The following is a 26,016-nucleotide window of genomic DNA, read 5'->3' as shown; positions in this document are numbered from 1 at the left end:
TCCTCGTTTTTTTCCGTTGTTTCGTTATATTACTTCCAAATTCATCTTACTTATTTGCTCCCCAGCCAAAATACTCCATAAAAGCAGCTTTAGCTACAGCACCGGCCGTTTCCCCTCCATGGCCTCCGTACTCAACCACTCCGGCAAAGGCTATTTGCGGGTCATCATAAGGTGCAAAGGCCACGAAAACCCCATTAAAGAGATTCCCGGCAGCTGTGCCTACAGAGCCAAGCTGGGCCGTTCCGGTTTTACCCCCACCGCTGAAATCCGGAACATCAGCAAAAAGTCCGCTTGCCGTTCCTTCTCCGCTGGTGACTTTGCTCATCGCTTCTTTAACTGTCTGCAATACTTCCGGGGAAACGGACACTGTATTTTTTACAACCGGCTGATTCTGAAAAATCACTTCACCTGTCACCGGATCCAGAATCTTATCCACCATATAGGGCTGCATTCTCTTACCGCCGTTGACAATGGTCGCCACATAGTTAGCCAGCTGCAAGGGCGTATAAATGTTATCCCCTTGTCCAATCGAGGTATTAAAGGAATCGAATTGTTGCCAATTGACTTGCCAGGGAGCATTATTCGCATAATCCGCTTCCACTTGATTGATCTTGTTCTTCCTCTGGTTTTCTAATTGCTTCCGCTCAGCCTCATCTTTCGCTGACCCAAGCTTAACCTTATATTCCTCTTCGATTTTAGCAAGATCATTATCCCTCTTTTTTTCAAGTTGGGGGCCGAAGGTTGCCTTTTTCCATTCCGGCGAGGGAGCATTCCCCTTGGATTCACCGGGGATATCCACACCCGTATAAACACCCAGACCGAATTCATTGGCGATCTGCTTAATTAACTCGCCATTCTTATTAAATACTCTTTGCCCAACTGCTTGGAAATAAGTATTGGAAGACTTAGCCATGGCCCGATTCAAATTCACTAAGCCAAATCCCCCCGGCAACCACTCCTGGATACCATGCTGAGTTCCCAAAGTAGCCGCCACATTGGAGCTGTTAAACTGTTCATAGGGAGTCACTACACCGGACTGTAAGCCGGCCATCGCCGTAATCATTTTAAAGGTCGAGCCTGGGGCATAGGTTCCGGCTAAAGCCCGGTTAAAGGAGGCTGCATCCTTTACTCGGAAATACTTCTCGGCAAGTTCCTCAGAAATAATCCCCGTTAGATCATTAGGATCCATATAGGGATGAGAAGTCATCGCCAGGATCTTTCCCGTCTTAACTTCTATGACCACTGCGGCACCCTGATTGGAGTCAGGATGCTCCGGATGCACATACTCCCTGAACACATCATCCAAGGTCTTCTCCACCACAGCCTGCAGCTTGGCATCGAGGGTCAGCTGCAGAGTTTTCCCGGGCTCGGAGGGCTGAATGACTTCTTTGGCAATGGGGCGGGCACTATTGTCCACGATGACCTGCTGGACCCCTTCTCTGCCCCGCAGCCAGTAATCATAGCCTTTTTCTACGCCCATTTTTCCTACCTGATCCCCTTGGGTATATTTAAATCCATCCTCCTGAGCTTGAGGATTTTCATTAAACGAAGCGATTTCCTCTTCACTGCCTACTTCACGGACATATCCTAAAAGATGACCGGCTAAGGTCCCCTTGCGATAATCACGTACAGGCAATGCTTCGATGTTAACACCCGGAAGTTCATCCTTATGCTCCGCAATAATTGCCTTGAGGGGATCCGGCACATCATTCATAACCGTAACCGATCGATAACGCTCCCACTGCTGGTTTTGCATCATGACCAGAATGTCCACTTTAATATTCTCCACACTTTGCTCTTTGATCGGCCAATAGGGTTTTATATAGCCAGCCAGGCGAGCAACGACTTCCTGCCAGTTATCGATGGGAGCACTTTGGAGATCCATCCAATCAATGGTCAAGGCGAACTGGGGCACACTGGTAACCAGCAATTCACCATTGCGATCGACAATGTCTCCGCGATTGGAAGGGATGGACACAAGCTTCATGATATTAGCCTGGGCCTTTGTCTCGTAATAAGACGCACTGGCGATTTGCAACCGCCAAAGGTTGAAGCCGAGAATCAGGAACACGAGAAACACAACGGCGCTGAGACCCCAGAGACGGCGCGTATAGGGTTTGCGTTCTTTATCTTCTTCCATCTTTTCGCCTCCTTGATTTTTGTTCGTCACCGTTCATACTTGGGCCGATACTTCAGCCATCCCCGTGTAAACGAACGATGAATCCACGGATAAGTGAGGGGCACCAGCATAGCGTTATAGACCGAAACGCCGATCACCAGACGGAACGCATCACCTAAAGACCACCGTGCTCCCACCAGGATATTCAAAAAAGCAATCAGCCCTTCGCCCACGAAAGTAATCAAAAAAACCAGCAAAGCTATCAAGAAGTAGTTTTCCCGATACCAGCGTTGTGAGAGCCAGTCCGATAATAGTGCCACCACAGTTAGGGTTAAAGCATACATACCAAAATGTCTGCCTAAATAAAAATCTGCGATCATCCCAGCCCCCAGCCCCCAAAGTGCTCCCGGTAAAGTGCGATGATGCAGAGCCATGTAAATGGTAAATAATAACACCAAATCAGGTTTTATCCCGCCCCAGGACCAAAAATAGAAAACAGTCCCCGGAAGAATCAAGCTGAAAAAGAGCATAACGATAATAAGGATATTGCGCCGCATCGTTACTGCCCCCCTGACTTTTCTATAATATAAATTTCCTCCAGAGAATCAAAATTCACCAAAGGTGATATATATGCTGTTTTCAACAGTCCCGAACCGTCCAATTGAATCTGCTCTACCTTACCGACGGGAATATCTTTGGGATAAACTCCACCTAAACCCGAAGTGAGCACCAAATCACCAACATTGACATTATCGTCACGACGCAAAAGCATCTGGAGATTTCCTTCCGCTTCAAGGCGGGAAGTTCGCTTATATGTCCCTTCAACAATCCCAAAGGTTGGCGAACCGGTGCTTCCCCGAACCAGGGCACTGACTTGGCCTTCACTATCTGTGATTAAAAGTACTTCTGAAGTAGTGGGCGTCACCGAGACAATCTTGCCCACTAAACCTAACGCAACGATGACCGGATCATCCACCGCTACACCGTCATTCGTCCCGCGATTAATCGTAAGAGTCTGATACCAGGCATTAGGATTGCGGCTAATAATACTGGCACCAATCTTCGTATACGCATCCACATTGGGGCTCTTAAACATTTTTGAATCCAGTTCATTATAGCGAAGTCCTGCTAAAACCTGCTCTTTAAGCTTTAGATTGTCTCCTGTAAGTTGTTCGACTCTGGTCCTTAATTCCTCATTTTCTTTCTGAACTTCACCGAAGTTCCAGAAAACCCGGGTGTTATCCTTTAAGCCATTACCTGCTCTCAGGATAATACCTTCTACTGGGCTTAGAACCCGTTGCAGCACCCCGCCTATAGGGTTAGGAAATTGGCTTCCCAGTCCGGTCAGTCGAATACTTACTAAGACTCCTAACACGAGGAAGAAAACGAGAACCATAATTCCCGTTCCAGTCACTCTTTTCCGCACCAAGAATTCCTCCTCGCTTCAAACTCTAGCTTTTCTGCAAAGCAGCAATTCTGCGGAAAACTTCCGCATTTTCTAATACCTTCCCCGTACCAAGGGCAACACAGGATAGGGGATCCTCAGCGAGATGCACCGGCATTCCTGTCTCATCAGCGATCAGTTTGTCCAGATTGCGGAGAAGAGAGCCCCCTCCGGCCATGACGATGCCTCGATCCATAATGTCTGCAGCTAACTCAGGAGGAGTTTTCTCCAAGCAAGACTTTACCCCTTCGACAATCGCCACCACAGGTTCCTGCAGGGCTTCCTGGATTTCTTCTGCGGTAACCTCCACAGTTTTAGGGAGTCCCGTCAGCAAATCCCGTCCTCTGACTTGATAAGTCTTCCCCTTTTCCGCCTGATAAGCATAGCCAATTTCCATCTTGATATCTTCAGCAGTCCGATACCCTACCATTAAATTATAGCGACGTTTGATATGGGCGACGATGGAGTCATCCATCTCGTCCCCAGCAATGCGGATCGAGCGGCTGGTCACGATACCACCCAAAGAAATCACCGCAACTTCCGTGGTTCCCCCGCCAATATCCACAATCATATTGCCTGTAGGCTCACTTACCGGAAGACCTGCTCCGATGGCCGCAGCCATCGGCTCCTCCATAATAACCGGATCCTTTGCTCCCGCAGCCAAGGCAGCTTCCTTGACAGCCCGTTCTTCTACAGGAGTTACCCCCGATGGTACACAGATAACAACCCTGGGACGAGCAAATGGGGACTCGGTGCCTAAAGCTCTCGTAATAAAATATTTCAACATTTTCTGAGTAACATTAAAATCCGAGATAACGCCATCCTTTAGAGGCCGAATCGCTACGATATTGCCGGGTGTCCGGCCAATCATTTCTTTTGCTTTATCCCCTACGGCCAGCGGGGTCTTTTTTTCAATATCAATCGCAACTACAGAAGGCTCATTACAAACGATACCTTTCCCTTTCATATGAACCAGCGTATTTGCAGTGCCTAAATCAATGCCCAAATCTTTGCCAAAAAACATTGGTTAATCCCCTTCCGTTATAACACTATCTATGTACCGCTTTCGTCCTTGAACCTTCATTTGAAGGCAAAGTGCCGACAGCCCTTGTACACTCACAGACCAATACTATCTGCTATACCAATAATACGAGGTCCATTGGATTCTTGCGGGGGCCTTCCCCCCATCCAAATTTTTCTTACCCCTACTATAATATTCCTCGTTCTTTCAAGCTTATGTACCGATTGTCTCCGATAATGACATGATCAAGGACTTCGATACCCAGGATCTGCCCCCCATCGGATAATCTACGGGTTACATCAATATCTTCATTACTGGGGGTCGGGTCCCCACTGGGATGATTATGCAAAAGAATAATCGCATTGGAATTACGCCGGATGGCCTCTTTGAAGCACTCCCGAGGATGTACCAAAGAAGAATTCAAAGAACCTACGGAAATGGGACTGATCCCCAGCACATGGTTCTTAGTCGATAGACTCACGACCCGGAAATGCTCTCGATCCAGATAGCGCATTTCTTCCATGACCAAATGGGCTATGTCTTGAGGAGAATTGATCACAGGGCGTACCAAAGGATCCGAAGATACGGAACGCCGCCCCAATTCCAATGCCGCCTTGAGTTCAGCCGCTTTGGCCGTTCCCATACCACGATACCGGGTCAACTCATGAACTGTTAAGCGGGCTAATCCTGATAACCCTCCCGTTTCAGTCAAAAGGCGTTCTGAAAAATCCAGGACATTCTCGCCTTTGACCCCAGTTCTCAACAAAATGGCCAGAATCTCTCGATTAGAGAGGGCATCCGCTCCATATTGAAACAACCGCTCGCGAGGTAATAATTCCTCAGGTAGATCCTTTAACCGACGATAATCCATCCTTCACCTCATGCAGGGCGATATCTCCAAGTCCCATCCCCCACACACTCAGCCGCTCTTTAACATACTCCATAGGTAAGCCAATTACATTGCTTAAAGATCCTTCATAATGATCCACTAAACGGGCTCCCAGCCCCTGAATCCCATAGGATCCCGCTTTATCCATAGGTTCTTCCGTAGCAATATACTCCAGAATCTCCTCATGGGTCAGGGGACGGAAAAAGACTGCCGTACCTACCGCACCACATTCTTGGCGCCCTGCTCCATTGACCAAGGCCACTCCAGTGTACACATGGTGAGCTTGTCCGCTTAATGCGGTCAGCATAGCTTCCGCCTCTTCCTCATCTCTGGGTTTGCCGAGAATCTGCTGGTCTAAGACAACGATCGTATCAGCCCCGAGAATTATATCCTCACTGCTTCCACCACGATTCAGCCAACGATTCAACCCAGCCTGAGCCTTGCGCAAAGCCAGTCCCTTCACTGCTGATTCGGGGGAAATACCTTGGGGAAGTACTTCGGAAATATCCGCTTCCACTCGTATAAAGGAAAACCCCTCTGCTTCCAGAAGCATTGCCCTGCGGGGAGAAGCTGAAGCCAGTACGAGCATTCTACCACTTCCTAGCCAGATAGTAACCAACCATTGCACCTAAAACCGTAGCAACGGTGATATTGAGACGAAATCCAAATGAAAAGGTGATAAAAAAGAAGTCTAAATAGGTATGTGAAGGGAAATCAATGACGGCTGGGCGCAGAAAAGGTGCTAAGAAAGAAATTTTTTCGAACCCATAGCCTATTAATGTCCCAATAGCCCCTCCTGACAAGATAAGAAGTAGGGTGCGACCCGCTCCCGAATTAGTTCGACCTGCCGGCATAGTTTGCCCCCTTTCACCCATAGAAATGTAGCCAGGGCATGTTGCACCTGGCTGGTTTTTCGACACTTTTTAGTTTAGCATCTCACCTACTAATACGCAAGGGGACTATAGGTCAAAAATATTAACTTAATATTAACAATTTACCATTAATGACCACGGGGAAGCACTCCCTTAAGCAACTCCGCACCGCTGATACCCGGATTGGTCATTTCGTGAGAATTCAATATAATATCCAGCTCCTCTGGGGTCAGAAGCCCTCTTTCCAGGACAATCTCCCGCACAGGGCGGCCGGTCACAATGGCTTCCTTGGCGATTCGGGAAGCGACTTCGTATCCTACATGGGGGTTGATTGCGGTGACGACCCCGACGCTGTTTTCAACCAGATCCCGACAGCGTTCCACATTAGCGGTTATCCCATCGACACAGCGCTCTTTGAAGACCTTGATCACATTGCGGAGGATATCCAAAGATTGGAGCAGATTGAAGACTACCACAGGCTCCATCACATTGAGTTCCAGCTGTCCCGCCCCACAGGCTAAGGCGATCGTAAAATCATTTCCCTGTACCTGGAAGGATACCTGATTGACCACCTCAGCCATGACGGGGTTGACTTTACCGGGCATAATGGAAGACCCCGGCTGCATAGCAGGAAGATTAATTTCCCCAAAACCTGTTCTGGGTCCAGAGGCCATCAACCGCAGATCATTGGCGATCTTAGAGAGGTTAACGGCCAGGGTCTTAAGAGCACCCGACACCTCCAAGAAGGCATCAGTATTCTGTGTCGCATCCACCAGGTTATCCGCTCGTAACAACGGCAATCCGGTAACCTTCCTCAGGTTCTCAGAAACTTCCTCAATATAAATCGGATCAGCATTCAGCCCGGTACCTACAGCTGTTGCACCCATATTAATACTATGTAAGGACTTCGATCCTTCAGCAATCCGGCGCAGATCTCTCTCCAGCATTTGTCCATAGGCGGCAAATTCCTGCCCTAAGCGAATAGGAACCGCATCCTGAAGATGGGTTCTCCCCATCTTGATGACTCCGTCAAACTCCCTGGCTTTCTCTTGAAAAGCACTCTTCAGCTCGTTTAAAACATGAAGAAGATCATCCGCTACATTAAGACAAGCAATACGGATGGCTGTAGGAAATACATCATTGGTGCTCTGAGCCATGTTAACATGAACATTAGGATGAACCCGGGAGTAGTCCCCTTTTTGTCCTCCCAAAATCTCAATAGCCCGATTAGCAATCACTTCATTGGCATTCATATTAATCGAGGTTCCTGCTCCTCCTTGAATGACATCCACCACAAAATGGTCATTAAAGGCACCCTCGGCCACTTCCAGCGCTGCTTTAATTACAGCCTCACCGATCTCGTGGTTCAAGGAACCGATGTCCATATTGGCTTGAGCGGCTGCAGCCTTCACCAAACCCAATCCCCGGATTAATTCATGGTGTGGGCGATATCCCGTAATCGGGAAGTTCTCACGAGCTCTTAAAGTCTGAATTCCATAGTAGACATCTTCCGGTACCTCCATAACCCCAAGCAAGTCTTTTTCCTTGCGCACCATATCACCTCTTTACGAATTGATTGTCTAAAAACATAACCATAATGATAAGGAAAAAGTAAGACACTGCTGCCTTACTTTTCGCAAATCTCCATTTTATATTCTCTTTGACATCATTTTCTATGCATAAGCGTACAAGATGAGTTCCTCTTAAGCGCGACGGGTTCCCACATTAAAGGTCAGCACTTCCAGATTGACCGCTAAATCTACATTTCTAAGTTCAACTTCCGGTGGGACATTAAGTACCACAGGAGCAAAATTAAGAATAGCCTGTACTCCGGCACTAATAAGCTGATCGGCGATTTCCTGAGCATAGGGAGACGGCACGGAAATAATACCGATCTGAGTCTTATTGGCTTTGGCAACTTCCTCCAGCCTGTCCACGGGTAACACTTCGACGCCATTGACAGTGGTTCCAATTTTTTGCGGATCATTATCAAAGATGCTCGTGATAATGAAGCCGCGCTCACGGAAACCTTTGTACGTAGTCAAAGCTAAGCCCAAGTTACCCATACCGACCAGGCATACGCTCCAATCCTGGCTTAAGCCAAGAATCTTCAGAATATGGCGATGCAAGTCTTTAACATTATAACCTACACCACGCGTTCCAAATTCACCAAAGTAAGCTAAATCTTTTCGAACTTGAGCCGGACTCACTCCAACTCCCTCTGCAATATCGCCAGAAGATATTGTAACGATTCCTTTACGATCCACATCCGTTAAATGACGTGAATAAACGGAAAGACGAATAATCGTTGCCTCTGGGATTTTTAGTGTTTTCAAGCTAATCCCCCGTTTCAATTTCCTTTAATTTTAAATGATAACAATAATTAGCGTAAGTACATTATATCACTAAGTTGTCAGGTTAACAAACAAATTTACAGCCTTTTTAAGTTTTTTAAATAAATTAATTGAGATTTGGTTCTAATACACGTCTATTTTTGAAGGCTTTCCAAGGTATTGAGATATTCACTATAGAGGTTCAATGACATCATTTTTCGCAGATCCACCGACAGAGTTCGCTCGGCCTGAATAGATAATCTTGAAGCCTCCTGCAAATGGGTCAAAGCATGTGGTGTCGACGCCATAAGGTTCTCGAATTCTGAAAGCATGCTTTCCCTGGCGTGATAAGGTGTCTTCAAAAAGGCATTAACCTTCTCAAGAACCTGGGCCGTCTGAATTGCCCCTGTGCCACGAATACGAAAAGCACGTTCAGGACTAATGACTGGTTTTGAAATAGAAGCAACTCCACCTTCTTTCAATAATTCTTGAATAGGAAGTACTTCCTCTTTTGAATAGGCCAGACCCACCCCAACAATAAATGGATCTCTTGAGATGATTCGAGCATCCCAGCCTGACTGCTCCAATTGCTCTTTTTCCTTGAGAGCATTGGTTTCGGAGTTAAATACTCCCGTTTGGCATGTCCAGAACTCAATTTCGTCCAAATTCAGAAGAAACTCGTTCTGATCCACAGAACTAGAGGAAGGTATGCCAGGACCTTTAGGTTGTGTGACTAACTTAACATAAGTATACCCAAAAAACCAGGTTATCCATACAATGACAGCACAACCAATTAGTCCTATTCCCTTATTAATCCAAGGATTATATTTATACATACTATCATCCTCCATAATAGCTGTCAACGTCTTTAATCACACAAAAGCGCTCAACTCAGGGATATTAACAAAAAATTCATATTTCTCTCGGACAACCCAAGCTAGTATCACTTTATGTGTAAAGTATGCTGATCATGCCTATTAATGAGGCTTGTGCTCAAAAATCAAAACCTTCCTAATTTATAATGTATTTACAATATATCACAAATCATCAATAACTAGTTAATCTTTTATTAATAATTTGAAACAATTAATAATCATTAATGATCAGAGGGACCTTGCGGTCCCTTTAAAAGCTATACTAATCAACAGCCTTCTATAGTACTAATGTTACAAGTTTATAAACTAGAAATGAAGTTAAAGCCGATGTAGGAATCGTTACCACCCAGGCTACGAGCATTTGCTGTGCCACTCCCCAGCGCACAGCGGATATGCGTTTGGCACTCCCTACACCCATGATGGACCCGGAAACGACATGGGTCGTCGATACCGGTAAATGCAAACCAGGAAAAGCTGTAGCGGTCCAGATAACAATGGAAGATGTCAAATCTGCGGCAAATCCATTGATCGGCTCCAGCTTAAAGATCTTGCCGCCCATGGTCCTGATAATCTTCCATCCCCCTGCGGCGGTACCTAAAGCCATCGCCATAGCACAAGCAAATTTCACCCATAAAGCCGGATTAAGATTGGCTGGATCCTGCAGACCTGACGCTATAAGGGCCATGGTAATAATACCCATAGACTTTTGAGCATCATTGGAACCATGATTAAACGCCAGCAACCCGGCGGAAAGCACCTGCATCTTGCGAAACCCTTGGTTGACTTTGGAAGGTGCAACCTTCCCGAAGATAAAATATAACGTTTTCATAATAATAAAACCTAAAATAATACCAATAATGGGGGAAACCAATAAGGCGGCAATTATCTTCATGATCCCTTGAACCTGCAGCACTCCGAAGCCCACTTTAGATACAGCGGCGCCAATCATTCCCCCGATAATAGCATGGGAAGAACTGCTGGGAATTCCAAAATACCAAGTGGCTAAGTTCCAGAATATCGCTCCGATGAGAGCGGCGATTACCAGTTCCTGAGTAACAAAATCAGGATTCACGATATCTTTGGCAATAGTTTGGGCTACTCCTGTACTCACCAGTGCTCCAGCAAAATTAAGTATGGCAGCAATGACGATGGCCCTTTTGGGGGTGAGGGCACGGGTAGACACACTTGTCGCAATAGCGTTAGCCGTATCATGGAAACCGTTAATATAATCAAAAGCCAGCGCGAAAAATACGACGACTATGAGTAACGCACTGGAACTAATCATACTTCAATACAACTCCTTTGAGGAGGTCTGCGATTTCCTCACACTGATCCAGTGTGTTCTCTAAATGTTCAAGGATTTCTTTCCACTTAATGATCTCGATAGCATCCTTCTCCTGCTCAAACAGCCTGGCCACTTCCTGGCGATATAAGCTATCTCCCACGGATTCAAGACGATAGACTTCTTCTGTCGCCGCCAGAATTTCGCTCTTTTTAAAGTGAATACTGTTCAAACAGCAAAAAGCAGTCTTCAATTGTTCCGTAGCTTTGACAATGGTACGAACGATTTCCTGGGCTCCGATCGAAGGTTTTTTCGTATGGTAAAGAACCATGCGCTCTACTGCACCTTGACTTAAATCCACAATGTCATCAAGGTTTTGGGCTAGGGTATAGATATCTTCACGATCCAACGGAGTGATCAGGGTCGAATTCAGACGATCCACAATCTCCGTGGTAATTTTGTCCGCACGATGCTCGAGATCATGCATCATTTCAGCCTCTGCATCAGAGACAGAATTCTGGCAGATCAGCCCTTCAAGCTTTTTCGTCGTGGTGCAGGCTACTTCAGCACTTTCTCTGAACAAGGCATAAAATTTGTCTTCTTTTGAAGATATACCAAACATGCTCTTTCCTCCAGTCGTTTTGCATGGAATTCCTGTAGTATTGTAGCAAATTTCTTAACCTCTTTTGTTAAGTTTCTGTTAAGTTTTTTACATAAACGTAATAAAACTTGACTATTGCTTGTATAAGTTCTCTCTATCCTTTGCGCAAGACATCCAATAAAGCCTGCCTTGCCTCCGCAATCATATAGAGAGACCCCGTGACACATAGCATATCCTCTTTATCCAATCGCTTAAAAGCCTCTTCAACTGCCAGACGGGGCTCTTCAATGGTCAGGACAGACTTCCCCTTTTCCTCGACTAATTTATGGAGATACTCCCAGTTTCCGGACCTCGGGGAATTGGGCTTGGTAATAATCACCTCATCAGCCAAAGGGACAAGGATGTCCACAACCTTTTCCCGCTCCTTATCTCCCAGCATACCAAGACACAACACCAGGCGTCGACGCTGAAAGATTTGCAAAGCCTTCGCCAAGGCGTTGGCTCCATCCACATTATGGGCTCCATCGATCAGCACTTTCGGCTTCAAGGAAAGCAACTCCAAGCGGCCAGGCCAAACTGCTTTGCGAAGTCCCTCATAAATATTTCTGCGCTCCAGATTCATTCCGCATTCGAATTTCAAAAGCTCACAAACTGTCACAGCGGTAGCAGCATTAACCACTTGATGCTCTCCGACAAGACGTAAGCGCAGTTTGTTATAGGCTCCCCGCAGCCCAGCCAAATCAAATTCCTGCTCCAATTCCCCGCTCCATCGGATCTCCCAGCGCACATCGTCGCCCACCACCCATAAAGGAGAGTTCATTTCCAGTGCCTTCTTGCGTATGACATTTAAAACCTCAGGGCGATCAGCCGCCGTTACGGTGATAGCACCTGCTTTGATAATTCCAGCCTTTACTCGGGCAATCTCTTCATAGGTTTCACCCAGATAATCCATATGATCCATACCCACATTGGTTATCACCGAAATCAAGGGCTTGACCACATTCGTAGAGTCAATCGCCCCACCTAAACCAACCTCCAGGAGGGCTAAGTCCACTTTCTGGTCGGCAAAATACATCAAGGCCATGGCCGTATTCACTTCAAACTCTGTAGGATGCTCCACACCCTTTTGGACAAGTTCCTCCAAATGGGGACGGAGAGTCTGAATCAGGCGGGTAACTTCCCCTTTCGGAATCATCTCACCATTAATGGTTATCCTCTCCCGATAATCATGAAGATGAGGAGATGTAAACACCCCTACCCGATATCCGGCATCTTCAAGGATTTCCGCCGTCATCATGGTAGTCGAGCCTTTGCCATTGGTCCCTCCGATATGAACGACCCTCAGACGTTCTTCCGGGTTACCCACACGTTTCAGCAGCTCCTCAATCCGACCTAATCCAAAGTTCATGCCAAATTTGGTGAGGCTCATCAGATAATCCTTGGCTTCCTGGTATTCCTGCTCCACAGAAGACACCTCTTGCAGTTCTCCCTTTAATTCATGTTCAGTTATCCCGTTCATCTCCCTATTCCCCACTTCTATGTCCTCCTTTGAATCTTTCTATTGCTGATATGACTCTCTTCATCCATTTTTAAACCAGAGGTACATGGTTATTATGCACATCTCTGCTATGCGATAATTCCCTATAAAGGGTGGTTTTCCTGCAATTTGCGCGGAAGATTTTCGGGAGTAGCGATGGCTTTGCAAGAAATTGTCTCCAGGATTTTGTTTTTACATCGGTCACTCAACAAGCTGCGCGCAGCCGTTCTAACGCTCAAGTACTCTGTTCCGACGGGAACCTGCCAAATCGGCTCCTGCCTCTGTGGCAGGTTGGAAACGTCCTGTTTCCAACCCGTCTACACGCCGTACTTTCGCGAAGAACGGCTAGCTGCTCGCTTGGAAGTCGTTCCCTTTTGTAAAAACAAAATCCTTGGGCTTTCTCTGGGGTGTTTGCAAGTCCAATCCGTGTATGGGAGAAAGCAATGTTTGTGAAAGAGACCGGTGCCAAATACGAAAGCACTTTCGTATTTGGCACCGGTCTCTTTCAGTCATCTAACCATCTTCAAAGAAACTGTGCATGCGATGGGACCTCAGAGCGGGCCCAAGGATTTTGATTTACAGCAGTGAACGACTTCCAAGCGAGCAGGTAAGGAATCTTCGCGAAAGTCCGCAGCGGAGTCGGGTTGGAAACAGGACGTTTCCAACGCCCATTGAGCAGGAGCGATTTGGGCGGGCACCTGACGGAGCGAAGGACTTTCGCGATTAGATTCCTCCGCGCAGCTTATGGAGTGAACTCTGAAAACAAAATCCTGGAGACAGCTTTCCAGCTTGCCCCCAAAGAGAGCCCCATCTTACGCCTCTTGCAGCTCCGCCAGACGAACCTTCAGTGCTGCGATCCGCCCATTAATCCCTTCCAGCTTCTCACGCTCTTTAGCCACCACTTGCTCCGGAGCTTTTGCTACAAAGCCCTGGTTGTTAAGCTTTCCTGCCAAGCGGCTTTGTTCCAGCTGAGCCTGGGCAATTTCCTTTTCGACCCGGGCAATTTCTTTGTCCAGATCCAACAGTCCGCGCAAGGGAAGATAGACTTCCACTCCTTCGAGAACGGCACTGGCCGCCTGGGCAGGCTTAACTTCCAGATTGGAGACGACATCCACAGCGGAACCGCCAGCTAACAGCCGGATACTTTCCCGGCCTGATTCCAGAACCTCAAAAACAGCCTTCTCAGGTGCGACCAGGATGATTTCAGCTTTTTTGCCCGGCTGAACATTCATCTCCGCCCGGATATTCCGAACCGCTTTGATCACATCCATAATTTGGTTCATCTGTTTCTCAGTGTCATCCTCCCGATAGCCGTTTACCTTGGGCCAGGACTGGATCATAATGCTCTCCCCTGAGGTAGGAAGGTTGTGCCAGATCTCTTCCGTGATGAAGGGCATATAGGGGTGGAGCAGTCTCATGATACCTTCCAGAACTTCCAGAAGAATGGATTGAACCGTATGACGGGCTTCTGGGTGCTCCTTATCATAGAGGCGGCCTTTAGCCAGTTCAATATACCAATCACAGAACTCATTCCAAATAAACTCATAGAGGAGACGGGCTGCTTCACCCAGATCAAACTGTTCCAAGGCCTCCGTTACTTCGCCTGCAGTCTTTTCATAACGGGAAAGAATCCAACGATCCTCCAGCTTCAGCTGGCCGCGGGGGCCTTCCTCATAATCCTGAAGATTTAAAAGAACAAAACGGGAAGCATTCCAAATCTTATTAGCAAAGTTCCGGGTCGCCTCCAAGCGTTCCGGATGAAAACGCAAATCATTGCCCGGAGTGTTGCCTGTAATCAGCATGAAACGCAGGGTATCCGCACCGTATTGGTCAATGACCTCCAGCGGGTCCACCCCATTGCCTAAGGATTTACTCATCTTCCTGCCTTGAGCATCCAGAACCAGGCCATGAATCATGACTTTTTGGAAAGGCACATCCTTCATAAACTCTAGACCCATGAAGACCATGCGGGCGACCCAGAAAAAGATGATGTCCCGTCCGGTTACGAGAACGGAAGTGGGATAGAACTGCTTAAGTTCAGGAGTCTCTTCCGGCCACCCCATGGTTGAGAAAGGCCATAACCCTGAAGAAAACCAAGTATCCAAAACATCGGGATCCTGAACAATATGCTTGGATCCGCATTGGGGACAGGTCTCCGGATCTTCTTTAGCACAGATCTCTGCCCCGCAATCTTCACAATACCAGACAGGAATCCGGTGCCCCCACCAAAGCTGACGGGATATACACCAATCCCGGATATTTTCCAGCCAACCCAGATAAATTTTGGCAAAACGCTCGGGCACAAATTCCATGATCCCTTCCCGTACCACTTCCATAGCAGGTTTAGCCAAGGGCCCCATCTTAACAAACCATTGTTTGCTGACCATAGGCTCCACCACTGTGGAGCAGCGATAACACTCCCCTACGGCATGCTGATGGTTATCTACTTCGACCAGCAGGCCCTGAGCCTCAAGATCCTTCACAATCTCCTTCCGGGCGGCATAACGTTCCATTCCCTGATATTTACCGGCTTGTTCATTCATCTTCGCTTCCCGATCCATGACAGTGATGGCAGGAAGCTGATGACGCAAGCCCATCTCAAAGTCATTAGGGTCATGAGCCGGAGTGATTTTTACCGCACCTGTCCCAAACTCCCGATCCACATAGTCATCGGCGATGATGGGAATTTCCCGGTTAGTCAGCGGCAGAATAATCGTTTTGCCCAGGAGATGCCGGTATCTCTCATCTTCCGGATGAACGGCCACCGCGGTATCTCCCAGCATGGTTTCCGGACGTGTGGTGGCTACCACCAAAGCCTCGTCACTGTCTTTGACCGGATAGCGAAGGTGCCAAAGATGCCCTTCCCGATCCACATGCTCCACTTCAATATCAGAAATGGTCGTATGGCAATGAGGGCACCAATTAACAATATAATTGCCCCGGTAGATCAAATCCTTATGATAAAGATCTACGAAGACTTCACGTACAGCCTTAGAGCATCCTTCATCCATAGTGAAGCGCTCCCGCGACCAATCACAGGAGGCACCCAGCCGGCGCAGCTGCTGAGTAATACGTCCCCCATATTCTTTTTTCCAGTCCCACACTCTATCCAGGAATTTCTCACGACCCAGAGCATGCCGGTTGGTTCCTTCCTTAGCCAGCTGCTCTTCCACCTTGGCTTGAGTGGCAATACCCGCGTGATCCGTGCCGGGGAGCCATAAAGTATTGTATCCCTGCATCCGTTTGAAGCGGGTAAGGATATCCTGGATCGTACTATCGATGGCATGGCCAAGGTGAAGGGCTCCGGTCACATTCGGCGGGGGCATGACGATGCTGAAAGGCTCCTTAGCATCATCCACATTCGCGTGAAAATATCCTTTCTCCTCCCAGTAGGGATACCATTTTCCCTCAACCTGGCTTGGGTCATATACCTTTTCCATTTTAAAATCCTCCGACATGTATAAGCGCTCCTTTCAGAATTATACGGATTCATTCATTGCCTTAAAACCAAAAAAGCCCTTCATCCCCTAAAGGACGAAGAACTCGCGGTACCACCTTTTTTCAAGAACCCCGCTTACTAAGCAAAGCTCTTGCACTTAATTGCGATAACGGGCAAACCGTCAAGGATTACTCGATTCATCCCCGCCCCTCCTGCACGACCCAAAGTCTCCAAGCGGAAAAGACTCTCAGCAAGCGTCTTTCTCTCTGAACCGTTGGCTGAACTTTTTCTTGCATTCCCAGAGTTTATTGCTCTTCATGATAATATAGTTTATTATATCCATCAGAAGCGTTCATGTCAAAGAAAACCCTAAAAATGCAGCTTCCCGCTCTTGCTAAGCTCAAAAAGTCAGCGGTTACGCTCAGGAATCTGCATCAAACAGACTATGTGCTAAAAGTCATTAACTATTAACAAATCCGCACTCCACAATTACAAAAACCTATGATACAATAAAGGCGATTAAATTTTCCAATAATTCCAATCCATTCTTTCTCCTTCCCCCTTCCGTAACCCCCCTGCATACATAGGGTAAAGAAAATCCAATGTCCCCATTTATTCCGGATCTATTTTGGGCGGTACCCTTTGGTACTTATATTTCATTGTAATTAATTCCGAACTTTTTCGTGGCAAAATTTATACAAAGGAGGCATTAAATGAACAGTTTTTTAGACAGAATAAGCGAATTCTTTTTTAAACACTCCGGCATTGTCCGCTGGTGGTTTAACTTATCCGTATCGGCAAAGCTCAGCCTGGCTTTCGGCATCAATGCCTTGATTACCCTTGTAGCCGGTGGAGCTATATACTTTATGGTTAAGACGGGGGCCAACCTCGAGCAAAACATCCTTATCTATCTGGTTTCACTCGTTATAGCAGGACTTATCATCTTTATTTATGGACTTTACATATCCTACTTAGTTGCCACTCCACTACGCCGCGGAGTGCAATTCGCTGAAAAAATGGCTCAAGGGGACCTTACGGCAACCCTATACAGCATGGGGCAAAAAGACGAATTAGGAACCCTCTGTAGATCCCTGAATCAAATGACTGAGAATTTCCGCTCTTTGGTGGGAGACATTACCCATAGTGCCGACATTTTTGCCGAATCCTCTCAAGTTCTTTCCACTCAGTCGGGGGGAACCAGTGAATCAGCCCAACTTGTATCATCCTCCATCCATCAAGTGGCATCCGGGTCCCAGACACAAGCCAACAGCGTCCAAAACATTATGAGTTCCATCCAATCTATGGCCCATGGCATTCGTCAGATTGAGGAGCATATTAATCTTGCCGATCACTCTTCAAGGCAGTCCTTGCAGCTTGCCCAGGACGGAGATACTGCCATGACCATGGTCAATCTTCAGATGGGGCATATTCATAACTCCGTGGATAACACAGGACAGATCATCACTGCCCTTGGTGAAAAATCTACCGTCATCGGCTCTATTGTGGAAACGATTAAAGCCATATCGGATCAAACCAACCTCTTGGCACTGAATGCAGCCATCGAAGCTGCACGGGCTGGGGAACACGGCCGGGGCTTCAGCGTCGTCGCTGAAGAAGTCCGGAAGCTGGCCGAGCAATCGACTCTATCCAGCGCTCAAATCGAAACCATTATCCATGATATCAAGACCAGCCTTGACGAAGCCATCACCAGTATGGACTCAGAAAAAGAAGTGGTGCAAAGCGGAGCCAATGCCATTCAAAATGCCCAACAAGCCTTTACGCGGATTAAAGAAAGCACTCAAGTCCTGAGTGAGCAGATTCAAGAGATTTCAGCTCTATCCAGCGGTATCACCCAAAGTGCAGATATCATCGCCCATGAGGTAACTCAAGTCGCTGCTATCTGTCAAGAGACCACTGCTCAGACAGAGGAAGTAGCCAGCAGCAGTTCTGAGCAGATGGTCGCTATGCAAGAGATCAACGCTTCTGCCCAGGAGCTTTCCAAAACAGCCCAAGAGCTCCAGTATGCGGCCCGCAAATTCATTTTGAATTAACACCATATCAACATTAAGGCCAGCTGAGGCAAGGGATCTGTTCCCTTGCCTCAGTTTTCTTTATTCTCTCACCACGCTCTGGGAACTCCGGTAAGCTCCGCCGTCCAATCATCCAATGCCACCAGATCATTAGGTCCAAGATCGTGTATCGATTTCTTACCCAGAGCCCGGATTCCTTCTTCCATCTCAAGCATAAACGATTGCAGAACATTAGCTACATTTTGAGCGGCTAACTCCACGTCCAAGCGCTCTTTATATTTGGAGTTATAATAAACAAGCTGTGTCAATGGCTCCCAAGGCATAACTTTGCCGATTTGCTTATGCACCAAGGCAAATAAGGGAACAGTGCCTAAGTTGACCGCATCAGCACCCAGAGCAATCGCCTTCAGGCATTTACCTGGAGTATCATATCCTCCTGAAGCAATAAGACTGACCTCGTGTCTTACCCCTTGCTCGATAAGATAGCGTTGGGCCCGGACAAGATTGTAAAGGCTGGGGATGCCAAAATCATCGCTGATCGTAGGCGAAGAGGCCGCTGTCCCCCCCTGAGCGCCCCCAATGCAAATCACATCAAAGCCGGCCTCGACAGCTACAGCCAGATCAGCCTCTAATCTTCCTCCCCCCATAATTTTGATACCAATGGGTTTACCGCCGGCCTCCTGGCGCAATTCTTCAACATAACGCGGCCAATCCAACGGGGAGTTAATTCCGGGCAGTTTAGCATAACCCTTTAAGGGAACAATCGGTGAAATTCCCATCAGCTTCTGAGCTTTTCCCTTGATTTCCTGAGGATATAAGACATGCGCTCCCAGTCGTGAACCTTGACCCATTTGCACCTCGAGCATATCTGCTTCAGCTATCCCTTGTGGGTTTCTGCCATAGTCATAGCGGCTTACCTGCCAGATGAATTTTCCCGCGGCGTTTCTCTCCTCAGCAAGAAAGGGGCCTTCACCGGAATTAGTGGCTGTGCCTACTTGCTTAGCCGCTTTAGCCAGGGCAACTTTGGCCTTTTCACTTAAGGCAACACCATAACCCATTCCCCCAATCAGCAAGGGGATAGACAACTGCATAGGTTTTTCCGCCCTGGGTCCCAGAGTGGCTGACACATCGACGGGAACCTCCCTTTCCACAGGCAATCTGACCAACTGAGCGGGTACAAACATCAGATTGTCAAAGTTATGATAGGGTTTGGGGCTTCCCAAAGGACGGCCGATCAACTTTCCCTTCTCTGCTCTTAGAGCGATTTCTACGATAGTTTGAACAGATGTCCTCCTGGTCGCACTCCAGAGCTCCATAAGATTCTCCGAATAATTGTCTTCCAGCAAACGCCTGACAACAAGATTGAATATTCGCTGCACACCTGTCCGAAAAAAACGTTTTCCTAAGAAGAAAAAAACAAATCCCAAAAGCAACCAGCCTGCAAAACTGACCGCTACTCCAAAGATGAAAATGAAAAGGGTATTTTCCACAAGACCATTCCTCTACTCATGCCGATATTCATCACCAGGAATATCTTTAAGCATAGCTTCTCATAGTCTATAGTTTATTACCCTTGCCGGATTCTATACTAAAGAACCTCTTCTTCCCACCATGCTTTACGATAATTGGCAGAGGCTTTGTTTCTTTCTCCCCGCTGCCAATCTTCCCACTCATCTTCATCCGCTGAACCGGCTTGCCTGTTAAAACTCAATCCTCGCTGACTGGAAAGTTTTTTGCTCCCATTCCACTGCTGCTCCTCTTCCCAATCTTCTTCAAGCAAATCGTCCCAATCATTCCCATGATCATCCTCATCTTCATAAGCCCGTGAATAGTCATAAGCACCACAGTAAGTTTCCCCGCTGCCGTAAACTCCTCTGCTGCTGTAATTACTCCCCCATGAAGATACTCTTGGTTGACGCCAAGCAGCCGATCGGGAGGTTTTCCCGCCACTGCCTGCTCCAAAGGCACCGGAAAGGATACCGAGCAGTCCTCCTTCAGCCAGTACCTGAATAACTCCCCAAGCCCTCAGCTCCAAAAAAAGCGCCACCAGAACCACGCAAAGCAAGACATACCCTAAACCAGACACTCCGCCCAGGATCCATTGCCCGCTTGCTCTTCCTGTCACATATCCTGCAGCTATACAGCTTGCTATTAACCCAATGTCCACCAAAGTTGCGGTAGATAATCCACCCATCTCCAGGGCTGTCCAAATCAACCCCGCAAGTAAAGTTACGACGGTCACAACCAGAGCGGCGCTGATTCCTTTAAGAATTGAATCACCCATGAGCCTATCGCTCCTTTCCCTTCCTTTACTTCATCCTATGATGGACCTGTCCTCTTTATACCTGAATATACCATCCAGCGCATTTAATGCTGCTTTTTGTCATTAACTTTTTCTCCCATCTCATCCCCCTTAAGAATATAGTAATTAGCAGAAAGGGGGAATCTCCATGGACTATACCCGTTATGTTGTACAACCTGGGGATAGTATTTATAAAATCGCCAATGCCTATAAAATCGAAATGTCCGACATCATCAACCTCAACCATCTAAAGCATCCTGATCGCATCTATCCCGGACAAATCCTTCTCCTCCCTACCTATGAGTTCAAGGATACACTACCCGGAGAAATACCTGAGCCCAACTTTACTTATGCGATGTGGCTGTTCGATGTCTATGCCGGCAAGGATTCTGAGCTCTCGGCAGTTACGACTTACCTGTATCAAGCTGTAGTTTTGGATCGGCCGGAGTTCGATGAGCTCCTCCGCCCCATTGCCTATGACGAACTCCGCCACCTGGAGCAGCTGGCCTGGTGCATTCGCTTTTTAGGGGTGGACCCCCGTTACGGCTCCTTCAGCAAGGGGCGTTGGTTCGACTGGCGTTCCCGTTACCTTAATTACTCCACAGAGCTCTGTGTCATTCTCGACCACAATATGAAGGACGAAGCTGCCGCTGTAAAACATTACACAGATTTAGCGCAGAAAATTCCCATACCTGAAATCCAAACCATTCTTCTTCAATTAGCCGCTGACGAAGAACGTCACTACCAGTGTTTGGCCCAAGCCAAAACACGTTTTTGCGGGTGTGGTTCTTTACAAACCCTTCCTGTTAAAGAAAGTTCAAGCGGAGAAGAGTTATAATAAACAGCAAATAAAACCCGCCACCCATCATCAGATGGAGTGGACAAAGCATCCCACGCCGACGCAGGATAGTATAGATAAACAATCCCGAACCAAGAGCCAGGATGGCACTCCATAAAGCTGACGGTTCCAGCTGCCAGGTTGTTAAGGCTATACCCAATGCCGGAATGGTGGAGCTTTGAAACACCATGGCTCCGGTGATATTCCCCAAAGCCAACGTGTCCTTTCCTTTCCTTAACCAGATGACACTATTAAATTTCTCGGGCAACTCGGTCGCCACAGGCGTAATAATCAAAGACAACACGAGGGCAGAAATTCCCGTAACCTGGGCAACCGATTGAACTGCGTCCACAAAAGCACGCGCCCCCGCCACCATCCCTAAAAGGGCAAACACCAGTTGGATTAAAATAATGATCAGGGAAGGATCCGACTTGCGTTGGGCGAAGTAAAGAGGTGCTAAATGGCCGTGGTCCTCAGTTCCAAGGCTGTTGCGCACGGTTTTTATGACATAAATGATATAGAGTAAAGGTAAAAGGGCGGCAACAGCAAGTTTCAGCTCGCGAGTGGGCAGGAACGAGGCTAAGATAGCCAACCCATAAACCCAGAGAAAAAAGGAAAGATCCCGTTTGATAACCGCTGTATTAATAAATAAGGGTTTGTTATTGCGTCTAAAAATAAGCGCGGCCGCACCAGAAACAAAAAAGGCCAAAGTGACTAACATAAAAGGAGCGCCTAAAATAGCTCCGATACCCACTTCAGCAGTATTTTCTTTTCCCCCCATTCCCAAAAAAGCAATGATCGGAACCATGGTCTCCGGTAAAGCCGTCCCCACAGCAGCCAGCACGCTTCCTACTGCTCCTGCACCAAGATGGAGATGCTTCCCCAGCCACTCCACACCATTGGTAAACACTTCGGCCGACATTAAGATAATCCCCAGACCGATTAATAGCATGACTAAATCACTCAAAAGGCTTCCGCTCCCTACATACGCTTTTGGGATGTCCATGGAGGGCAATCGATCCCAATAATGTATATTCGGAGGGAAGCCTTTTCATTATCGAAAACTCTTGTCTGTTCTAAAACATTTAGCTATCTTATTGCTGGTCTTCCGCCTCGTCACACTCTTCTGTGCCATTATCCATAGACAGGATTTCTTCGACAGCTTCGTGGAGTTCAGGCACTCCCAGTCCTGTCTCGGCAGAATAGGTAATAATGATATGCCAATCAGGAATATGCAAGGCTTTAGCTATTTGACTTAAATGCTTTCCCCATTGTCCTTTGGAAATTTTGTCCGCTTTGGTGGCCACCACTAGAACCGGAATACCCCGATTCCGTAAAAAGGCATGCATTTCCTGATCCTCAACGCTGGGCACATGGCGGATATCCACCACTTGAATCACTGCCCGCAGATTTTCCCGTTGGGAGAAATACTCCTCCATCATCTTGCCCCAATTGGCTTTAATCTCTTTGGAGACCTTAGCATACCCGTACCCCGGCAAATCCACAAAAGACCACTGATCATTGATGCGGTAAAAATTAAGCATTTGGGTCTTGCCCGGGGTATTCCCTGTACGGGCAAGATTCCTTCTGTTGATAAATTTATTAATCAATGAAGATTTTCCCACATTAGAACGGCCCGCCAACGCAATTTCAGGTCCGGTTAACTCCGGGTACCCTTTAATATTCACAGCAGACGTCACAAATTCTGCCTTCCGAATCGTAATCACACAACATACCCCTTCCGGGACCAAGAAAATGGCTCACTTGCTCCCGCTTTATATTCACACACAACACTATCCAGGAAATGAGACAAGGGCTCATTCCCTTGTCTCACCCCATTTTTTCATATCATCTATATCACTTGATCCTTAGCAACTGATCTTTGTCACCTTGGAGCAAACAAAGATCCCTGCATCACGGTACCTGTCCCCATGATTCACCCATGATTCACCCATGATTCAGGAGATGGGGCGGTCCTCAGGAGTGGGCTCGGGAGGAATATCTCCCTGACTAAACAGGGGGAAGCGGTTCATGGAGCCTAAGTATTCTTCAGATTCCGCTACAGGAAGAAGGGCGATTTTGATAACCTCCTCCATGCGGCTGACAAAATGGAACTCCAGCTCCTTGCGCACATTTTCCGGGACTTCTTCCAAGTCCTTGCGGTTTTGCTCAGGCAAAATAACCTGCTTGATTCCTGCCCGGTGAGCAGCGAGAACTTTTTCCTTCACTCCGCCAATGGGCAGAACATTGCCCCTCAGCGTGATCTCACCGGTCATAGCCAGATCCGAAGGCACCGCCCGTTTGGCTAAAGCCGAAGCCATAGCTGTGGCCATGGTGATTCCTGCGGAAGGACCATCCTTAGGAATCGCCCCTTCAGGAACGTGAATATGAAGATCAGTCTTTTCATAGAAATCATCCGGAATGCCCAGTTCCCGGGAATGGGAGCGGACAAACGTCCGGCCCGCATAAGCCGATTCCTTCATCACATCTCCCAGCTTACCGGTTAAGGTCAGTTGACCTTTGCCAGGCAGAGGAATCACCTCGATGGTTAAGACATCCCCGCCCACTTCCGTATAAGCCAGCCCTGTGGCAGCACCGATCTCCGGTTTAATTCTTGCCTTTTCGAACTGATAGCGGGGGGAACCCAGAAAGTCTTCCAGCATCTCCGGCTTCAGCTCCGCCGTCTTCCATTCCTTTTTCACGACTCGGGTCGCTACTTTACGGCACAAATTGGCGATCTGACGCTCCAGATTACGCACTCCCGATTCCCGTGTATAGCCTTGAACAAGCTTCAAAATAACCTTGTCATCAATCTCAAGCTGGCTGGCTTTTAAGCCATGGGCTTTCATCTGCTTAGGTACGAGATATCGTTTGGCGATATTGACCTTCTCATCCTCCGTATAACCGCTCAAAGAGATAACCTCCATCCGGTCCAAAAGAGGCCGGGGAATGCTGTACAGAGAATTAGCCGTCATGATAAACAGGGTGTGGGATAAATCATAGGGCAAATCCAAATAATGATCGGAAAAACTGAAATTCTGCTCAGGGTCCAGAACCTCCAGCAAGGCTGCCGCCGGGTCCCCACGGAAATCCGAGGCCATCTTATCGATTTCATCCAGCAAAAAGACCGGATTGGCGGTCCCCGCCGTTCTCATTCCCTGAATAATTCGCCCGGGAAGAGCACCGATGTAAGTCCGCCGATGTCCCCGGATCTCTGCTTCATCCCGGACACCGCCCAAAGACATACGCACAAATTTCCGTTCCAAAGCACGGGCCACAGATTTGGCCAGAGAGGTTTTCCCTACTCCCGGCGGTCCCACAAAACAAATAATCGGGCTTTTCATCTTGGGTGTCAGCTTGCGAATCGCTAGGAACTCGAGAATTCGCTCCTTGATCTTTTCCAAGCCATAATGGTCATCATTCAGAATTTTTTCCGCCCGTTTAATATCTGTTTTATCCTTGCTCATGGCCGTCCAGGGAAGAGCCAGAATCCAATCCAGATAAGTACGCACTACCGTTCCTTCTGAGGAAGCCTGGGGCATTTTTTCCAACCGATCGATTTCCTTTAAAGCCCGCTCTTCCACTTCTTGCGGAAGCTTAGCCTGAGCGACCTTTTCCCGATATTCCTCAACTTCGGCCTGCTTTTCGTCCTTATCACCCAATTCCTTCTGAATGGCTTTCATCTGCTCCCGGAGATAGTACTCCTTCTGAGTTTTTTCCATCTGCTTGCGCACCCGCAGACCAATGCGGCGCTCCAGCTCCAGAATCTCATTTTCCCGCATGATGATTTCCGTCAGGCGCTCCAGCCGTTGGGCAACTTCCAGAGACTCCAGAATAGCCTGTTTATCCCCCAGCTTAAGATTCAAGTGGCTGGCCACAATATCTGCCATGCGTCCGGGATCATGAACCCCCAGAACTGTTCCCAGGGTTTCCTGGGGAACCTTTTTACTGAGCTTAGCATACTCTTCAAACTGGTGGACTACCCCATGGGTCAGGGCATCGATTTCCGGGGTGATCTCTTTGACTCCCTCTTCAGCTTCTTCGACCCGAACTTTAAAATAAGGTTCATCCGTTATGAATTCAAGAATTTTCCCCCGGCTCTTCCCTTCCACAAGGACGCGCATGGTTCCCCCAGGCAGCTTCAGGAGCTGTTTGATCTCTGCTAAAGTACCGATGGTGTGGATATCATCGGGGTCAGGCGAATCAATCTCTGTCTCTTTCTGAGCAGACAGCAAAATGAGCCGCTCATCCATCATGGCCTGCTCAATGGCAGCCATAGACCGCTCTCGGCCCACATCCAAATGAATAACCATATATGGAAAGACTAAAATCCCTCTCAAAGGGAGCAATGGTAATTCTCTCTCTTTGCTCATGCAATTCCCTCCCTAAAGAAAACCCCGAAAGCACTGCTTTCGCACCTGTTGCCTTACATGA

Annotated in this window: 21 protein-coding genes and 1 other annotated feature; of the genes, 2 read left to right on the top strand and 19 right to left on the bottom strand. The window is 47.6% G+C overall.

Annotated features, from left to right (window positions below):
• Positions 1 to 46: 46 nt before the first annotated feature.
• From mrdA to BUA14_RS22415, 14 genes are all read right to left on the bottom strand, one after another.
• Complete coding sequence (mrdA, locus tag BUA14_RS22480; RefSeq protein ID WP_072774665.1) at positions 47 to 2,140, bottom strand: penicillin-binding protein 2; 2,094 nt, start codon at positions 2,138 to 2,140, stop codon at positions 47 to 49.
• Between the two features lie 26 nt (positions 2,141 to 2,166).
• The gene (mreD, locus tag BUA14_RS22475; RefSeq protein WP_072774664.1) at positions 2,167 to 2,676 is read right to left on the bottom strand and encodes a rod shape-determining protein MreD; all 510 of its coding nucleotides are present in this window, start codon (positions 2,674 to 2,676) and stop codon (positions 2,167 to 2,169) included.
• A 2-nt stretch (positions 2,677 to 2,678) separates the two neighbouring features.
• Positions 2,679 to 3,545 (bottom strand): rod shape-determining protein MreC, encoded by an 867-nt coding sequence (gene mreC, locus BUA14_RS22470; protein ID WP_072774663.1) that lies wholly within the window; start codon positions 3,543 to 3,545, stop codon positions 2,679 to 2,681.
• A gap of 25 nt (positions 3,546 to 3,570) precedes the next feature.
• Complete coding sequence (locus BUA14_RS22465) at positions 3,571 to 4,587, bottom strand: rod shape-determining protein (RefSeq protein WP_072774662.1); 1,017 nt, start codon at positions 4,585 to 4,587, stop codon at positions 3,571 to 3,573.
• 184 nt (positions 4,588 to 4,771) lie between these two features.
• Positions 4,772 to 5,455: a RadC family protein gene (gene radC, locus BUA14_RS22460; protein WP_072774661.1), complete on the bottom strand. Its 684-nt coding sequence runs from the start codon at positions 5,453 to 5,455 to the stop codon at positions 4,772 to 4,774.
• The gene (locus BUA14_RS22455) at positions 5,424 to 6,062 is read right to left on the bottom strand and encodes a Maf family protein (protein WP_072774660.1); all 639 of its coding nucleotides are present in this window, start codon (positions 6,060 to 6,062) and stop codon (positions 5,424 to 5,426) included. The genes radC and BUA14_RS22455 overlap by 32 nt, the downstream gene beginning before the upstream one ends.
• A 1-nt stretch (position 6,063) precedes the next feature.
• The gene (locus BUA14_RS22450) at positions 6,064 to 6,327 is read right to left on the bottom strand and encodes a DUF4321 domain-containing protein (RefSeq protein WP_015945175.1); all 264 of its coding nucleotides are present in this window, start codon (positions 6,325 to 6,327) and stop codon (positions 6,064 to 6,066) included.
• 146 nt (positions 6,328 to 6,473) lie between these two features.
• Positions 6,474 to 7,901 (bottom strand): aspartate ammonia-lyase, encoded by a 1,428-nt coding sequence (aspA, locus tag BUA14_RS22445; RefSeq protein WP_072774659.1) that lies wholly within the window; start codon positions 7,899 to 7,901, stop codon positions 6,474 to 6,476.
• Between the two features lie 147 nt (positions 7,902 to 8,048).
• Positions 8,049 to 8,681 carry a redox-sensing transcriptional repressor Rex gene (locus BUA14_RS22440; RefSeq protein ID WP_072774658.1) on the bottom strand — a complete coding sequence of 211 codons (633 nt, stop codon included), beginning with the start codon at positions 8,679 to 8,681 and terminating at the stop codon, positions 8,049 to 8,051.
• Positions 8,682 to 8,833: 152 nt separating this feature from the next.
• The gene (locus BUA14_RS22435) at positions 8,834 to 9,514 is read right to left on the bottom strand and encodes an SPOR domain-containing protein (RefSeq protein WP_072774657.1); all 681 of its coding nucleotides are present in this window, start codon (positions 9,512 to 9,514) and stop codon (positions 8,834 to 8,836) included.
• Positions 9,515 to 9,830: 316 nt separating this feature from the next.
• Positions 9,831 to 10,838: an inorganic phosphate transporter gene (locus BUA14_RS22430; RefSeq protein WP_072774656.1), complete on the bottom strand. Its 1,008-nt coding sequence runs from the start codon at positions 10,836 to 10,838 to the stop codon at positions 9,831 to 9,833.
• Positions 10,831 to 11,457, bottom strand: coding sequence for a DUF47 domain-containing protein (locus tag BUA14_RS22425; RefSeq protein WP_005816806.1), 627 nt, complete (start codon positions 11,455 to 11,457; stop codon positions 10,831 to 10,833). The genes BUA14_RS22430 and BUA14_RS22425 overlap by 8 nt, the downstream gene beginning before the upstream one ends.
• 133 nt (positions 11,458 to 11,590) lie before the next feature.
• On the bottom strand, positions 11,591 to 12,970 hold the full coding sequence (locus tag BUA14_RS22420; protein ID WP_072774655.1) for a bifunctional folylpolyglutamate synthase/dihydrofolate synthase: 1,380 nt from the start codon (positions 12,968 to 12,970) through the stop codon (positions 11,591 to 11,593).
• Positions 12,971 to 13,785: 815 nt separating this feature from the next.
• The gene (locus BUA14_RS22415) at positions 13,786 to 16,431 is read right to left on the bottom strand and encodes a valine--tRNA ligase (RefSeq protein ID WP_072774654.1); all 2,646 of its coding nucleotides are present in this window, start codon (positions 16,429 to 16,431) and stop codon (positions 13,786 to 13,788) included.
• Positions 16,432 to 16,500: 69 nt separating this feature from the next.
• Positions 16,501 to 16,721, bottom strand: a binding site (T-box leader).
• A gap of 404 nt (positions 16,722 to 17,125) precedes the next feature.
• Between BUA14_RS22415 and BUA14_RS22410 the strand changes: the two genes are divergently transcribed.
• Positions 17,126 to 18,463, top strand: a complete 1,338-nt coding sequence (locus BUA14_RS22410; RefSeq protein ID WP_072774653.1) for a methyl-accepting chemotaxis protein — start codon at positions 17,126 to 17,128, stop codon at positions 18,461 to 18,463.
• Positions 18,464 to 18,531: 68 nt separating this feature from the next.
• Here the strand turns inward: BUA14_RS22410 and BUA14_RS22405 are convergent, their stop codons facing one another.
• Both BUA14_RS22405 and BUA14_RS22400 read right to left on the bottom strand, forming a co-directional pair.
• The gene (locus BUA14_RS22405; protein ID WP_072774652.1) at positions 18,532 to 19,932 is read right to left on the bottom strand and encodes an FMN-binding glutamate synthase family protein; all 1,401 of its coding nucleotides are present in this window, start codon (positions 19,930 to 19,932) and stop codon (positions 18,532 to 18,534) included.
• A 98-nt stretch (positions 19,933 to 20,030) separates the two neighbouring features.
• Positions 20,031 to 20,726 carry a TIGR04086 family membrane protein gene (locus BUA14_RS22400; RefSeq protein ID WP_072774651.1) on the bottom strand — a complete coding sequence of 232 codons (696 nt, stop codon included), beginning with the start codon at positions 20,724 to 20,726 and terminating at the stop codon, positions 20,031 to 20,033.
• Between the two features lie 166 nt (positions 20,727 to 20,892).
• Here BUA14_RS22400 and BUA14_RS22395 point away from each other — a divergent pair, with 166 nt between their 5' ends.
• The gene (locus BUA14_RS22395) at positions 20,893 to 21,582 is read left to right on the top strand and encodes a LysM peptidoglycan-binding domain-containing protein (RefSeq protein WP_072774650.1); all 690 of its coding nucleotides are present in this window, start codon (positions 20,893 to 20,895) and stop codon (positions 21,580 to 21,582) included.
• On the opposite strand, the gene BUA14_RS22390 is transcribed toward BUA14_RS22395, so the two are convergent.
• The 3 genes from BUA14_RS22390 to lon all read right to left on the bottom strand — a co-directional run bounded on the left by BUA14_RS22390 (position 21,551) and on the right by lon (position 25,955).
• Positions 21,551 to 22,549 carry a sodium:calcium antiporter gene (locus BUA14_RS22390; RefSeq protein WP_427846701.1) on the bottom strand — a complete coding sequence of 333 codons (999 nt, stop codon included), beginning with the start codon at positions 22,547 to 22,549 and terminating at the stop codon, positions 21,551 to 21,553. The genes BUA14_RS22395 and BUA14_RS22390 overlap by 32 nt on opposite strands.
• Positions 22,550 to 22,676: 127 nt before the next feature.
• Positions 22,677 to 23,309 carry a ribosome biogenesis GTP-binding protein YihA/YsxC gene (gene yihA, locus BUA14_RS22385; RefSeq protein ID WP_072774648.1) on the bottom strand — a complete coding sequence of 211 codons (633 nt, stop codon included), beginning with the start codon at positions 23,307 to 23,309 and terminating at the stop codon, positions 22,677 to 22,679.
• Positions 23,310 to 23,540: 231 nt separating this feature from the next.
• A complete protein-coding gene (lon, locus tag BUA14_RS22380; RefSeq protein ID WP_072774647.1) occupies positions 23,541 to 25,955 on the bottom strand; it encodes an endopeptidase La in 2,415 nt (804 codons plus the stop codon).
• Positions 25,956 to 26,016 lie beyond the last annotated feature (61 nt).

This window comes from Desulfitobacterium chlororespirans DSM 11544 (assembly GCF_900143285.1).
In the GTDB taxonomy this organism is placed as follows: domain Bacteria; phylum Bacillota; class Desulfitobacteriia; order Desulfitobacteriales; family Desulfitobacteriaceae; genus Desulfitobacterium; species Desulfitobacterium chlororespirans.
Note: the sequence above shows the minus strand (reverse complement) of the source record. Positions and strands in the feature narration are given on the sequence as shown.